The organism is Citricoccus sp. I39-566 (assembly GCF_031432995.1).
Classification (GTDB): Bacteria; Actinomycetota; Actinomycetes; order Actinomycetales; family Micrococcaceae; genus Citricoccus; species Citricoccus nitrophenolicus_A.
Window position 1 is genome coordinate 739,199 of record NZ_CP133842.1, and the last position, 13,687, is coordinate 752,885.

The 13,687-nt window shown below is 73.1% G+C and carries 11 protein-coding genes and 1 tRNA gene; 6 read left to right on the forward strand and 6 right to left on the reverse strand.

The window, feature by feature from the left end; genetic code table 11:
- Window positions 1–13 precede the first annotated feature (13 nt).
- Window positions 14–688 (reverse strand): hypothetical protein, encoded by a 675-nt coding sequence (locus RE421_RS03485; RefSeq protein WP_309814374.1) that lies wholly within the window; start codon window positions 686–688, stop codon window positions 14–16.
- Window positions 689–821: 133 nt separating this feature from the next.
- Between RE421_RS03485 and RE421_RS03490 the strand changes: the two genes are divergently transcribed.
- From RE421_RS03490 to RE421_RS03500, 3 genes are all read left to right on the forward strand, one after another.
- Window positions 822–894: transfer RNA gene (locus tag RE421_RS03490), tRNA-Lys, on the forward strand.
- Window positions 895–1,285: 391 nt separating this feature from the next.
- Window positions 1,286–2,644 (forward strand): endonuclease/exonuclease/phosphatase family protein, encoded by a 1,359-nt coding sequence (locus tag RE421_RS03495; protein WP_309814378.1) that lies wholly within the window; start codon window positions 1,286–1,288, stop codon window positions 2,642–2,644.
- A gap of 2 nt (window positions 2,645–2,646) precedes the next feature.
- Window positions 2,647–3,387: an esterase gene (locus RE421_RS03500; RefSeq protein ID WP_309814382.1), complete on the forward strand. Its 741-nt coding sequence runs from the start codon at window positions 2,647–2,649 to the stop codon at window positions 3,385–3,387.
- Here the strand turns inward: RE421_RS03500 and RE421_RS03505 are convergent.
- Window positions 3,381–3,635: a DUF6458 family protein gene (locus RE421_RS03505; RefSeq protein ID WP_309814385.1), complete on the reverse strand. Its 255-nt coding sequence runs from the start codon at window positions 3,633–3,635 to the stop codon at window positions 3,381–3,383. The two genes, RE421_RS03500 and RE421_RS03505, sit on opposite strands and share 7 nt — an antisense overlap.
- 232 nt (window positions 3,636–3,867) lie before the next feature.
- Between RE421_RS03505 and RE421_RS03510 the strand changes: the two genes are divergently transcribed.
- The gene (locus tag RE421_RS03510) at window positions 3,868–4,875 is read left to right on the forward strand and encodes a hypothetical protein (protein ID WP_309814388.1); all 1,008 of its coding nucleotides are present in this window, start codon (window positions 3,868–3,870) and stop codon (window positions 4,873–4,875) included.
- Between the two features lie 39 nt (window positions 4,876–4,914).
- Here RE421_RS03510 and RE421_RS03515 read toward each other — a convergent pair whose 3' ends face one another.
- Entirely contained in the window at window positions 4,915–6,216 is a 1,302-nt protein-coding gene (locus RE421_RS03515) for a DUF445 family protein (protein ID WP_309814392.1), read from the reverse strand.
- 98 nt (window positions 6,217–6,314) lie between these two features.
- On the opposite strand from RE421_RS03515, the gene RE421_RS03520 reads away from it, so the two are divergent.
- Complete coding sequence (locus tag RE421_RS03520) at window positions 6,315–7,292, forward strand: glycerophosphodiester phosphodiesterase family protein (protein WP_396134571.1); 978 nt, start codon at window positions 6,315–6,317, stop codon at window positions 7,290–7,292.
- 15 nt (window positions 7,293–7,307) lie between these two features.
- Here RE421_RS03520 and RE421_RS03525 read toward each other — a convergent pair whose 3' ends face one another.
- Entirely contained in the window at window positions 7,308–8,417 is a 1,110-nt protein-coding gene (locus RE421_RS03525) for a DUF418 domain-containing protein (protein WP_309814394.1), read from the reverse strand.
- A gap of 178 nt (window positions 8,418–8,595) precedes the next feature.
- Between RE421_RS03525 and RE421_RS03530 the strand changes: the two genes are divergently transcribed.
- Window positions 8,596–10,305 (forward strand): gamma-glutamyltransferase, encoded by a 1,710-nt coding sequence (locus RE421_RS03530; RefSeq protein WP_309814396.1) that lies wholly within the window; start codon window positions 8,596–8,598, stop codon window positions 10,303–10,305.
- Between the two features lie 71 nt (window positions 10,306–10,376).
- Here the strand turns inward: RE421_RS03530 and RE421_RS03535 are convergent, their stop codons facing one another.
- Window positions 10,377–11,540, reverse strand: coding sequence for an acetate kinase (locus tag RE421_RS03535; RefSeq protein WP_309814399.1), 1,164 nt, complete (start codon window positions 11,538–11,540; stop codon window positions 10,377–10,379).
- Between the two features lie 4 nt (window positions 11,541–11,544).
- Window positions 11,545–13,656, reverse strand: a complete 2,112-nt coding sequence (gene pta, locus RE421_RS03540; protein WP_309814402.1) for a phosphate acetyltransferase — start codon at window positions 13,654–13,656, stop codon at window positions 11,545–11,547.
- Between the last annotated feature and the right edge of the window lie 31 nt (window positions 13,657–13,687).

A 13,687-nucleotide genomic window follows, 5' to 3' on the forward strand; every position in this document is an offset into this window, starting at 1 on the left:
GGGCCTGGGGGCCTCAGTCGAGGGTGCCCTGCCGCCAGGCGGCGGCCGCCGCCTCCAGCTCCTCGGCGGTGCCCAGCAGCCGCTTGGCGCGATTGAGCAGGGCCGCCGCCTGGGTCGGGCTGCCGGCTTCGAGGGCCTCGGAGTGGTGGGCCTGGCCCAGGCAGACCACGCGGCAGTAGGCGGCCGCCCGTTCCAGGGCCACCCCGAAGTCCCCGGTGAAGGCTCCAGTGAGGATGTGGTCCGTCAGCTGCTTCAGCTCGCGCGCCCCCGGCGGCTCCACGGCGCCGGCCACGGCCCGGGCCACGTGTGCCCCGTGGCCGGCCCGGTACCAGGAGGCCCACTGCCGGCCGTTCTGGGCCGTGGCCGTACTCAGGGCGTACAGGCGCCACAGGGCGCCGCTGAGTGACACCGACGGGGCGTCGGCCCAGAGGCCGGCCACGGTGTCGATCCCGGCTTCCTCGACCAGGCCGACCAGCCGGCGGACCGCCGCATCGTCGGCACCGGCGTGGCCGCCGTCGAGCAGGGCGCGGGCCAGCAGGGCCGCGCCCTCCGCCGTCGCGGCGGGGTCCGTGCCGCCCTCGAAGGCGGCGAACTGCTCGGGCGCGAAGGGCCGGGGCCGGTGGTGGCGGACGGTGCCGGCCGCCGTCGAGCTCGGGGATCGGCCGGAGCGGTTCCGGGAGGAGGTCACGGGGAGGATCACCTTTCCTGGGGTATGAGACGGGAGGGGCGCCGGCTCGTCGATCACGCGGCGCGCACCCCACGGTACGCCGTTCGCGCCAGGCCCGGTCCGTTACCATGGGATGCGGCCATCGGCCGTTCGCGGGCCTTTAGCTCAGTTGGCAGAGCATCGGACTTTTAATCCGCGGGTCGCGGGTTCGATCCCCGCAGGGCCCACCGCGCACCGGCTCCCGTCCCGACCAGGGGCGGGAGCCGCCGTCGTCTCCGGCCACCCTCTCGACCTCCCCAGCCTGCCCTGGCCGGTGAAGGCCGACCTTCGTCTGAATGTTGCAGAAGCGTCTCGCCCCTCCGGGGAAGATCAAGATTTGATAACTGCTTCGCCTCGGCCCCGGCGTCCGCTCCGCCGCTCCGAGCGGCGGCCCGGGCCGGGGCGGCGGGCGCGACACGCACTGGTCCTGCGGATCCCGGCCCCGGCGCGTAGCCGGATGCGGTCGGTGGGCGGGCGCGGATCCGGTGGAGCGGCGGCCTGGCGTGGGCTTCCCTGAACGCTCCTTCCGTGCCTAGGCTGGTAGGCATGAGTGCTTCCCCCCGGGTGCTCCGCCGCGTCATGTTAATCGGCGGTGCCCTCGCGCCAGCGGCCGCCCTAGCGGCTCTCCTCGGCGCACCCGGGGCCCTGGCGTTACCGGCCGCTCCGGCGGTCCACTCCTCCTCCGCGACCGCCTCGGTGGCCGCCGCCCCGCACCGCGTGTCCTCGATGGACTTCGGCGATTCCCTCCCCTCGAACCCCGACCTGCTGCGTCAGATGATGTGGATCAAGTCCGGTCAGGTGCCCGCGGCCGCCGACGGGGACCTGCGCGTGGCCACGTTCTCAGCGGGTTTGAGCCGCTCCGCCCCGGGCGGGCTGGCCGAGGACCTGTCCGAGCCCGGTGACGCCCAGGGCGTCCAGGTGGCGGAGACCGTGCAGCGTGCCGCGCCGGACGTGGTGCTCCTGACGGACATGGACGTGGACGCCGGCGAGGAAGTGGCCCAGTCCTTCCGCACCAACTACCTGGCCGTTGGGACGGGCGGCCAGCGCGGCATCGACTACCCCCACATGTACGTCTCCGCGGTCAACCGCGGTGTGGACACCGGGGCGGACCTGGATGACGACGGGATCATCGGCGGACCCGGAGACGCCTTCGGCCCGGGGGAGTTCGCCGGTCAGCACGGCATGGTCCTGTACTCGAAATACCCGCTGGACACCGACGGGATCCGCACGTTCCACGAACTGCCCTGGACGGCCATGCCGGACAACGCCATCCCCGAGGGGGCCTATTCGGAGCTCGAGCTCTCCGTGCTCCGGTTGTCCTCCACCTCGCACTGGGACATCCCCATCGACGTGGACGGGCAGACCGTGCACCTCCTGGCGGCCCAGCCGAGCCGTGCGGAGGACGGCCCGACCGGGGCGGAGCGCCATCATGACGAGATGCGCTTCTGGGCCGACTACCTCGCGGCAGGGACCGGCCAGGACGAGTACATCGTGGACGACGAGGGGCGTCCGGGCGGGCTGTCCACCGGCGATCCCTTCGTACTGGCCGGTGACTTCGGGCCCCTGACCGGGACGGCACTCGATGACTCGGACCACCCCTCCGCCGTGGCCGGGATGCTGGAGGCCGACCTCATCCAGGATCCCGCGCCGGTCTCCCAGGGCGCCGAGAACCTGGACGAGTCAGAGCCGGCCGCCACCGAGGTGCTGGGCCGCGAGGACGGAGCGTGGGCCCTGGCGCGCTCGGACTACCTGCTGCCCTCGTCCTCGATCACGGCGTCGGCCTCCGGCGTGTTCTGGCCGGTCCCCGGGCAGCTGGGCTCGCAGCTGACGCGCGTGAACGCACCGGGTGGCGAGCTCGGGGAGCCGAACGAGACCACCCCGAGCGAACACCGGCTGGTCTGGACCGACCTGGACCTGGCCGGGAGCGGGACCGACTGACGGTGGGCGAGCGCGAGACCCTCTCCACCGGCCACCACGTGGTGTGGTCCCGGCCCGCCGCCGAACGCGCCGGGACCAACCTGGTCCTCGTGATCCACGGCTACGGGGCCAACGAGGTCCGAGCGGCCCAGGCCTACTTCGGCATGCTCCCCGAGGGGACCACGGGACTGGCCGTCCGCGGGGGATTCGAGATCGACGCCGGCCGGGCACCGGTGGCGGCCGGCACCGACGACCGCGGCGCGGGACCCGGTGGCCCCGAGCCCGGCGCCTGGGGCTGGTTCCTGCTGGACTACTTCCTGACGAACGACTTCGCCGAGGTGGTGGCGGCGGCCCACCGTATCTTCGACCTCCTGGACGCGGAGGAGGTCACCCGCCACGGCTTCGCGCGGGTCGCCCTGCTGGGGCACTCCCAGGGGATGGCGATGGCCTCCACCGCCTACCGGCTCCGGCCGGAGGCGTTCCACTGTGTGGTGGGGCTCAGCGGCTTCGTGCTGTCCAACCAGTTGCTGGAGACCCTGGACAGCCCGCCGGAGGGTCCCGGGCCGAGGCCGTTCTTCTGGGGCAGAGATGTGGAGGACCTGGTCATCAACCCCAACGCCATCGCCTACACCGCCGACTGGCTGGACACCCACACCCGGCTCACGGCGCGCACCTACGAGGGCATGGGGCATGGCACCGGCCCGGAGGAGGCCCGCGATGTGCGGATCTTCCTCAAGCACACCCTGCGGGCGGCCGGTCAGTAGTCGCGCGTCTCCTGGCGGCGGACGGACTCGCCGGAGTGCGGGTCCTGCACGGTCCTCGACTCGCTGACGCGGCGGTTCGCCGAGTTCGCGACCCCCATCTGGATCAGGGACACGATGAACAGCAGGGCGCCGGCGGCCATGAGGATGTACCCCGCCACCGTCAGGTCGAACCCGGCGATGGAATCCTGGACCGCGAAGCTCAGGATGGCCCCGAGGGCCATGAGGACGATGGCAGAGCCGAAACGCATGGGATCTCCTTCTGGCAGGGACTGTCAGGTGCCGGCTGACCGGCATGTTCGTGCTGCGCGCCACCCTACGGGCAGAGCGGCCCGGGCTCAATGCCGGCGGCGCGCCGGGTGGGCGGGGTTCCGCCCAGAGCGGGATGGGCCGCGGAGGTCCTGCGGGAGGGCATGCGGTGGTGTTTGATGGAGGGGCATGCCGCACCGCCCGGCCGAGACCAGACCCAGGAGGCCATCAGCCATGGCAAGGAAATCGATCATCGCGTCCGTCGCCGGCCAGAAGGCGACCGACTTCGCCGTCAACCGCGCCGTCGACCAGCACGGGAACCCCACCCCGGCCTTCCAGAAGATCGTGCTCAAGGCCGTGGAGGTCCAGCGGCCGCTGGTGCTGCGCAACCTGAACCGGCTGCGGCGCAGGCACCCGGAGGACACCCCGGCCCAACTGGCCGAGCGGCTGGGCCGCCAGTACCTGGTCGCCGTCATGGGCGAGGGCGCCGCCGCCGGGGGGACGGCCGTGGTCCCCGGCATCGGCACGGCCGCCGCGCTGGGGCTCTCGGCCGCCGCCACGGTCGCCTTCCTCGAGACCACCGCCCTGTACGCGCAGTCGGTGGCGGAGCTGATGGGCGTGTCCACCGAGGACCCGCAGCGGGCCCAGACGCTGGTCATGGCCGTGATGCTCGGCGACGACGGCCGCAAGCTCCTGCGCGACTTCTCCGGTCAGGCCAACGGCACCGGCGCCGGTCCCCTGGGTGGCGCGGTGGCGGCGATCACCGGCGCCTCGGGGATGTCCGACGCGCTGTTCCAGCAGGTCAAGCGGATGTTCATGAAGAAGTTCATCATCAAGCAGGGCGCGGGGATGCTGGGCCGGCTGGTGCCCTTCGGGATCGGTGCCGTGATCGGCGGTGTGGGCAACCGGGCCATGGGCAAGGGCGTGATCAAGGCCGCCCAGAACATCTTCGGCCCCCTCCCGGCGGCCCTGCCGGGGCAACTGGCGGCGGACCTGAAGGCCCTGCCCGCCGGGAGGAGGTCCCCGAAGCAGGCCACCGGCCAGGCCGGAGCGGACGACGACGGCGCCGACCCGAGCCTGCGGGAGCTGCTCGAGGAGGGCGTCCGCGCGGACATCGAGTCGCTGCGCGCGGACGGCACGCTCGCCGAGCTGCGGGACGAGGACCCAGAGGGGTTCGCGGCGGACGTGGAGGCCGCCCGGGCCGAGCACCGCCGGAACCGAGGGTCCTCGGAGACGCGCTGACCCGCCGGACAGCCCTGCCGGACTGCTCAGCCCAACCGCTCAGCCGAGCACCAGCGTGGCCACCGTGTAGATGGCCAGTCCGGCCAGGGCTCCGACGACCGAGCCGTTGATCCGGATGAACTGCAGGTCACGGCCCATGTATAGCTCGATGGTGCGGGAGGCCTGCCGGCCGTCCCACCGCTGGATGGTCTCGCCGAAGATCCCCACCAGCTCCGGGCCGTAGCGCCGGGCCACGTGCTGGGCTCCGTCTGAGGCCCAACCGTCCACCCGGTTAGCCAGGCCCGGATCCTCCTGGAGTCGCACCCCCAGGTCCTGGAGGGCGGCCACGAGGGCGCGGTGCAGGTCCGAGCCGGTGTCCCGCAACTGGGCCAGCAGGGCGGACTTGGTGGTGGCCCAGGCCCGCCCGGCCCACTCGCGCATGCGCGGGTCGTTGAACAGGTCCTTCTTGGCCTGCTCCACCTTGGCCTGGGTCTCCGGATCCCGGCGCAGGTCGGCCACGAGGTCCGCGAGCCAGGCGTCCACGGACCGGCGCAACTCGTGCTGCGGATCATCCCGCACGGCCGCCAGGTACTTCAGGGCCTCGGCGTGGAGGCGCTCGGCCAGCAACTGGTCGACGACATCCGGCACCCACTGCGGGGATCGAGCCCGGACGCTGTGGACGAAGAACTCCGGGTGCCGCGCGACCCAGTCCCCGGTTCGGGTCACCAGCAGGTCCACCACCTTGTCCTGGTGCCGCTCGGCGGTCACCTTGCCCAGCAGCTCGGAGAGGGTGGGGGACCACTCGGGCTCCACCATGTGCCGCTGGACGAGGTTGGCCAGCAGGTCCCGCACCAGGACGTCGTCCAGGGCGTCCAGGAGGCCCTCGGCGGAGGCCGTGACCTCGACGGCCACGCGTTCCGCGTGGGGCCGCTGGCGCAGCCACGCCCCCATCCGGCCGGCGGGCTTCAGCCCAGCCAGCTTCTCCCGGGCCACGTCTCCGTCCAGGAAGTTCTCCTGCACGAACGACCCGAGGGACTCGCCGATCATGTCCTTCTTGCGCGGGATGATCGCGGTGTGGGGAATCTTCAGGCCCATCGGGTGGCGGAAGAGCGCGGTGACGGCGAACCAGTCGGCCAGCGCGCCCACCATGCCGCCCTCGGCAGCGGCCCGCACGTAGCCCAGCCACGGGTACTCGTCCTGCAGGGCGAAGGAGACCACGAAGATCACCGCCAGCAGCACCAGCAGGCCGGTGGCCACGGTCTTCATCCGGCGCAGGCCCGCCGCGCGCCCGGCCTCCGTGGTGGCGGGGCCGGCGGGTGCGCCGGGACGGGCGGGGTCGGCGTCGGGCGGGGGATTCTGCATGGGTCCTCCGTCGAGGAGTCAAAGTGTCAGCACAAGTTAACCAGCCCGTCGCCCCGGGGTCCGCGTTCCGGACCGGATGGGCGCGTAACCTTCACGGTGTGTCCGACCTCCACGCTTCCGGCACCGGTCCCCACCACCCCACCACATCCCTCACCACATCCCTCACCGCATCCCTCGGCGCTCCGCCGCGGCGGCCGCTGGTGATCGCCCACCGTGGCTCCTCCGCGGCCTTCGCGGAGAACACCCGGGCCGCCTTCCTGCACGCCCTCGCCGAGGGGGCGGACGGCGTGGAGGTGGACGTCCACCTGAGCCGGGATCGGCAGGTGGTGTGCCTGCACGACGGCACCCTGGAGCGCACCTCCAACGGCTCCGGGGCCGTGGCGGACCACACCCTGGCCCAGCTGCGCCGGCTGGACTTCCACAGCTGGAAGGGCGCGCGGATCCCCGGCCACTACGGCTCGGCCTCCGCCCAGCTGCTGACGCTCCCGGAGCTGGTCGAGCTGCTGGCCGCCGCCGGCCGCCCCGTGAAACTGGCCCTGGAGCTCAAGCACCCGAGCCCCTTCGGTCACGAGCTCGAGGAACGCACGCTGTCCTGGCTGTTCGACGCCGGCTGGGATCCGGAGACCTCCCGGCTGGGGGCCGTGGAGATCTCCTTCATGAGCTTCTACGCCGGATCGCTGCAGTACCTGGCCCCCACGGTGGACGCCGAGCACCTGTGCCAGTTGCTGACCGTGGTGCCGGCGGAGCCGGTGCCCAGCCGCTTCGCCCTGGGCCCGCTCAGCCGCGCCGCCGTGCGGGCCACCCTGCGCCAGGCCGTGGCGGACGCCGAGCGGCTGATCTGGGAGGGCCGGGCCGGGATCGCCGGCCCCGGGGTCGACTACGTGCGCCAGAACCTCGCGGACGTGAAGGCCTGGCTGGCGTCGGGGCGCACGCTGCGGGTGTGGACGGCGGACCGGGACGAGGAGGTGGACCTGCTGCTGAGGGCCGGCGTCCAGCAGATCACCACGAACCTGCCCGCCCGCGTGCTCGAGCGGGTCCTCCGGCGCGAACGAGTGCTGGTGGCCGCGGGGTCCTGACGGCGCGCACGCGCCTCAACGCCGGCCCGGCAGCCGCAGGAGCTGCTCCAGTGGGCCGACCGGCCGCCACCGCACCCACAGGTGGGCGAGCACCAGCAGCACGGCGGACAGCAGGACCGTGATGAGGTAGCCGCCGGCCAGGGTGTGCGACTCCGGCCGGACGAGCCCGGCCAGGATGAGCAGGTGTGCCACGTAGATCGTCAGGGACAGGCGGCCGGCGGAGACCAGCATCCCGAGCCGGCGCTCCACGAGGCGGCCGGCCCACAGGAACCCGCCGATCACCGCCAGCGCGCCGCCCACACTGGAGACCAGCCACAGCGGCATCTGGGAATGCCCGACGGCGGAGCGCAGCCGGTCCCAGCCGATGGCATCACCCGGTTGCCCCGCCACCAGGATCACCACCTGCGAGAGCACGTAGGCGCCCACGGTGGCGACCAGTCCCCAAAGGACCAGCCGCCGCTGCAGCCGCCGCTCGCGCAGCGGGGCCCGGCCCAGGACCAGCCCCAGCAGGAACGGCGCACACCACACCAGGACGGGGTAGGGCCCGGAGACGAAGATCCGGTGCAGCACGTGCGGGGGATCGTCCGCCAGGCCCGGATCGGCGAACTGGAACGGGGTCCCCGTGGCCAGCTGGATGCCGATCCAGGCCACGGGTCCCGCCACGGCCATGACCCCGGCGAGGGTGGCCACCAGGGTGGTGGGGGCCTTCAGCAGGGGCAGGGCGAGCAGGAACAGCACCCCGTAGACGGCCAGGATGACGCTGACCTCGTGGCCCAGCTCCTGGAGGGCGAGGCCACCGACCACCAGGAGCGCCGAGCGCCAGAGCATGGTGCGCCAGGGCAGCCGCCCGCCGGGCTCGCGGGCGGACCGGGTCAGCAGGGACATCCCCACGCCGGCCAGCACCACGAACAGGATGGAGGCCCGGCCCACGGGCAGGTCGTACAGGGACCCGGCGAGTCCGGGATCGCCTCGGGGCCCGACGTTGACCGCGATCATGCCGAGGATGGCGACGGCACGGGCCGCGTCGAGCCCGGTCAGCCGCCCGCGGCTCGGTGGGGTGCCCCGCCCGGGCGGGGCCGCGGGGGCACCCCCTGCGGGCGCGAGGGAGTCGGCGGAGTCGGTCATGGGGGACATTCTGTCCGGTGGGACGGCTCGGGTCATGGATTCCTGGGCGTGGTTCCTGGGCAGTGGCAGTGTAGGAGCGAGCGCTGGGCGGGGCGCCCAGCCGGCACGGAGGGCCCGCACAGCGGGGACCGCTATGCTCGCTCGGGCCCGCCCGTACTCGAGCACCCGAGGAACCCCGATGCCGCGGCCCCACACGCCGTCCACCCGCCGACTGGCCCCGCTGGCCGCCCTCTCCGCCGTCCTGCTGGCCGCGGCCGGCTGCAGCGCGCCGGCCCCGGACCCGCCCTCCGGCAGCACCGGTTCCCCGCCGGGACAGAGCAGGACCGGTGGCGCCGATGGAACCGAGAGCACGACGCCGGCCCCGTCCCCGTCCGCGGACGTCCTCCAGGAGCAGGCGGTGGCGGCCGGCCACCCGGCCGCAGTGCAGGTCGGTACCGAGATCCTCGAGCAGGGCGGCAACGCGGCCGATGCGGCGATCGCCACCGCGTTCGCCGTGGCCGTGGTGGAGCCCTTCGCCTCCGGCATCGGCGGGGGCGGCTCCACCCTGGTGGCCACCGGGTCCGAGGACCCGGTGGCCTACGACTACCGGGAGGCCGTGCCCGGCACGGGGGAGATCCCGGAGTCCGGGACCGGCGTCCCCGGGTTCGTGGACGGGATGGCCACCCTGCATGCCGAGCACGGCAGCCTGGAGTGGTCCGAGCTGCTGGCCCCGGCCACCGCGCTCGCGGAGGAGGGCTTCCCCATCTCGCCGATGCTCGCCCAGCGGATGCGGTTCGACTACGGACCCGGTGCCATCGAGGGCCTGGAGCAGTTCCACGGCCCCGGGGGCGGACCACTCGCCGAGGGGGAGGAACTGGTCCAGTCCGAACTGGCGGACACCCTGGACACCCTGGCGAGCCAGGGACCGGAGGCCCTCTACACCGGCAGCCTGGCCGGTCAGCTCACCGCGGTGGACGGGCTGGACGCCGCCACCCTGGCGGACTACGAGACGGTGACCACCGAACCCGTGGGTGGCACCGTGGGCGACCACACGCTCGTCTCCGCCGCCCCGCCGCTGCCGGGGGCCGGCGTCGTGCAATTCCTCCAGGTGGCCGAGGCGCTCGGGGCGGCCGAGGCGGAGCCGGGCTCCGCCGAGTACGTGGATGCCATGACCGCCGCCTGGCAGGTGGCCGAGGCCGGCGTGCGCCAGTCCCTCGGCGACCCGGCGTTCGTGGACGTGCCCGTGGACCGGCTGACCGACCCGGAGGTCAATGCCGATCTGGCCCGGGAGGCTGGCGCCCCAGTACCCGTCGCGGCCGGTCCCCGGGAGCCGATCGAGGCCGGCAACACCACCCACCTGACCGTGGTGGACGCCTCCGGGCTGACCGTGTCCATGACCAATACGATCACCAGCTTCTGGGGCGGGGAGCACGCCCAGGAGGTCGGCGGGTTCTTCCTGAACAACCAGCTCTCCCGCTTCGAGGCGCTGGACACCCCCGCCAACCAGCCGGAGCCCGGGCGCAAGTCCGTCAGCTGGTCCGCGCCCAGCCTGGTGCTGGACGCCGAGGGGCGGGTGGTGATGGGCTTGGGCTCCCCGGGCGGCCAGGCGATCCCCTCGATCCTGGCCGGGGTGCTCGTGCCGTGGGCGCTGCAGGGCGCGCCCCTGCAGGAAGCCGTGGACGCGCCGCGCCACTACCTGCAGGACGGCGTGCTGGCCCTCGAGGACCAGCCCTCGGCGGAGGTGGCCGGCCTGGCCCGGCAGCGCGGCTGGCAGCCCCGCGTGACCGAGCGCGCGGACGCGGTGTTCGGCTCGGTCCAGGCCCTGCAGATCGACTACGAGGACGGCACCGTCACCGGGGCGGTGGACTCCCGCCGCGAGGGGGATGTGGCCGTGGTGCCGGCCGGCTGACCCCGGGCACAGAGTGACCCCACCCCGTCACTCCGGTGGGGGTGAGGTCACTCTGCGCCTGAAGGAAGGGGTCAGAGGGCACCGTGCTGCTGGGACACCGTGAGGGTCAGCTGGGCGATCGCCCGCTCCTCGTCGGTGGGCACCACCAGGACGGGGATGGCCGAGTCCGCCGTGGAGATCACCCGGGAGGCGTCCGAGCGCTCCAGGTTCGCCTCGGCGTCGTAGGCGATGCCGAGCGGGCCCAGGCGGTCCAGCACGGCCGCACGGAACGGGGCGGAGTTCTCGCCGATGCCCGCGGTGAAGACCACGGCCCGGGCGCCGCCCACGGCCACGTGGTACCCGCCCACGTACTTCGCCAGCCGGTAGGCGGCCACCTTCAGGGCCGTCCGCGCGCGGCGGTCCCCGGCATGGGCGTTGTCCACCACCTGGCGCATGTCCGCGTGGCCGGTCATCCCCAGCAGGCCGGACTCCTTGTTCAGCAGCCGGTCCATCTGTTCGGCGTCGTAGGCGCCGTTGCGGATGAGGTGGGTGATGATCGAGGGGTCCACGTCCCCGGAGCGGGTGCCCATCACCAGTCCGGCCAGCGGGGTGTAGCCCATGGTGGTGTCCACGGACTGACCGCCCGCGATGGCCGTGGCTGAGGCCCCGTTGCCCAGGTGCAGGATGACCGCGTCGAACTGGTCCCGCGGGATCCCCAGGGTCTCGGCGGCCATCCCCGTGACGAGGTCATGACTGGTGCCGTGGAAGCCGTAGCGGCGGATCCCGTGCTCGGTGTACAGGGCGTCCGGCAGGGCGTAGCGCCAGGCCTCCTCCGGCATGGACTGGTGGAAGGAGGTGTCGAAGACCACCACCTGCGGCATCTGCGGCCATTTCTCGGCGATGGCCCGCAGTCCCTGGGCGGCCGCCGGGTTGTGCAGCGGCGCCAGCGGGGCCAGCCGCTCGATGGCGCGGATGACCTCCATCGTGACCAGCGCGGGCGCCGTGAAGCGCTCGCCGCCGTGGACCACGCGGTGGCCGGCAGCGTCGATGGTGCGCCCCGCCAGCACCGCCTCCAGCTCCGCCTCGACCTGTTCGAGGGCCTCGGTGTGGTGGTCCACCCCGGAACCGGGCACGCCGATGCGCTCCACCAGTCCCCGGGCGATCACGGGTTCCGCGGGCTCGGTACCGTCCGAGCCGACCTCCCGCAGTTGGTACTTCAGCGAGGAGGATCCGGAGTTGATGACGAGGATGAGCATCGCTTCAGCCTCTCCCGCCGGCGGGCCGGCCGGCCTGGTCCGACTGGGCCTGGATGGCGGTGATAGCCACGGTGTTGACGATGTCATCCACGGTGCATCCCCGGGAGAGGTCGTTCACGGGCTGGTTGAGCCCCTGCAGCACGGGTCCGACGGCGACCGCCCCCGAGGACTGCTGGACCGCCTTGTACGTGTTGTTGCCGGTGTTCAGGTCCGGGAAGATGAACACGGTGGCCTGGCCGGCCACCTCTGACTCCGGCATCTTCGAAGCGGCCACGGAGGCGTTGACGGCAGCGTCATACTGCAGCGGGCCGTCCACCTTGAGTCCGGGATGGCCCTCCCGCACGAGCTCGGTGGCCGTGCGGACCTTGTCCACGGCGTCCCCGGAGCCCGAGCCCCCGGTGGAGTAGGACAGCATCGCCACCCGCGGGTCCACGCCGAACTGGCGGGCCGTCGTCGCCGAGGCCACGGCGATGTCCGCGAGCTGCTCCGCGTCCGGGTCCGGGTTCACGGCGCAGTCTCCGTAGACCAGGGCCCGATCCGGCAGCAGCATGAAGAACACGGAGGAGACGATCGAGACCCCGGGGCGGGTCTTCACGAACTCCAGGGCCGGCCGGATCGTGTTGGCCGTGGTGTGGGCGGCCCCGGAGACCATGCCGTCCACGTCCCCGAGCTGGACCATCATGGTGCCGAAGTAGGCGCCCTCCGTCATGATGTCCCGGGCCCGGTCCAGATCGATCCCCTTGTGGGCGCGTAGCCGCGCGTACTCCCGGGCGTAGCGCTCGCGCTCCGGGGAGTCGGCCGGGTCCACGAGCCGCAACCCGGTCAGGCCGGTGAGGTCGAGGCCCTCCCGGGCGGCGATCTCCCGGATCGCCGGCTCGCGACCGAGGACCACCAGGTCGCAGACGTCCCGGCGGCGCAGGATCTCGGCGGCTCGCAGGACCCGGGGGTCCTCGCCCTCCGGCAGCACGATCGTCTTGCGGTCCGCCCGGGCCCGTTCGATCAGCGAGTGCAGGAACCGCAGGGGCGTGGTCCGCTCGGCCCGTGGCAGGTCAATGCGCTGCAGCAGCTCGTTGCCGTCCACGCGCCGGTGCCAGGAGCCCAGGGCTGCCGCCGTCTTGCGCGGCTGGGAGCTGGAGAGCTCGCTGCGCACGGTGGCGACCGCCCGGGCGGTGCTGAACGTGTCCGTGAACGTGGTGAAGATGGGGAACGGGGACTCGGCGTACATGCGGCGGATCTGCTCATTGGGTTCGATCCCGTTGGTGAGGATCATGCCGGAGGCCACGGGGAACTCCGGGGCCAGGGAGGAGGCCACCGTGGCCAGCACGGCGTCCGAACGGTCCCCGGAGACCAGCACGAGGGAGCCCTCCCGCAGGATCTGCAGGAAGTTGCCGCCCTCCATGGACACGGCCTTGACCTCGGAGACGTCCCGGTCCAGGTTCAGGTTCCCGGCCACCTGGGTCAGCCCCAGGGCGGTGGCGATCTCCGCCACCGAGGGCAGGGAGAGCTCGGGCAGTTCCGGCAGCACGTACACGGGCCAGGCGTGGCGGCCGGGCCGGATGGCGGTCTCGATCTCCTCCAGCCGGGCGGGGTCGGCCCGATTGACCATCATGGCCAGCAGGTCCACCCCGGACTCGTCCAGCGTGCGCCGGGCCAGGTCCACGGCGTCGGCCGCGGTGGCACCGTCCAGTCCGGCGCCGGAGACCACCCCGATCACGGGGGTGCCCAGGTGCCGGGCCAGCTCCGCGTTCAGCTCCAGCTCCACCCCGGGGTCCGCCCCGGCCAGGTCACTGCCCTCGACCACGATGATGCCGCACCGCCCCGCCATCTCGTCGAACAGGGCCACGCAGCGCTCGTGGATCTCGTCCGTGCGGCCCTCGGCCGCCAGCCGCCGCGCGTCCGCCGCCGTCACGCCTCCGGCGGCCCGGCCGGCGTCGAGCCCGTAGTTCTCCCGCATCAGCTGGACCATGGGGTCGGTGTCCACGGAGTCTCCGGGGACGACGGGACGGAAGTAGCCGATACTGCCGGAGCGCTTGTAGAGGGAGTCGGCGAGTCCGAGGCTGACGAGGGACTTACCGGCACCGTTGGTGGTCGTGGCGACGAAGATTCCTTGGCTCACACCCAGACACACTAGTCTGTGAGGCAAAACG

Excerpts from the sequence above, each read along its gene's own strand:
- RE421_RS03535 (WP_309814399.1), bottom strand. The coding sequence starts at position 11,540 with ATGCTCATCCTCGTCATCAACTCCGGATCCTCCTCGCTGAAGTACCAA.
- RE421_RS03510 (WP_309814388.1), top strand. The coding sequence starts at position 3,868 with ATGGCAAGGAAATCGATCATCGCGTCCGTCGCCGGCCAGAAGGCGACC.
- RE421_RS03495 (WP_309814378.1), top strand. The coding sequence starts at position 1,286 with ATGTTAATCGGCGGTGCCCTCGCGCCAGCGGCCGCCCTAGCGGCTCTC.
- RE421_RS03530 (WP_309814396.1), top strand. The coding sequence starts at position 8,596 with ATGCCGCGGCCCCACACGCCGTCCACCCGCCGACTGGCCCCGCTGGCC.
- RE421_RS03515 (WP_309814392.1), bottom strand. The coding sequence starts at position 6,216 with ATGCAGAATCCCCCGCCCGACGCCGACCCCGCCCGTCCCGGCGCACCC.
- RE421_RS03525 (WP_309814394.1), bottom strand. The coding sequence starts at position 8,417 with ATGACCGACTCCGCCGACTCCCTCGCGCCCGCAGGGGGTGCCCCCGCG.
- RE421_RS03505 (WP_309814385.1), bottom strand. The coding sequence starts at position 3,635 with ATGCGTTTCGGCTCTGCCATCGTCCTCATGGCCCTCGGGGCCATCCTG.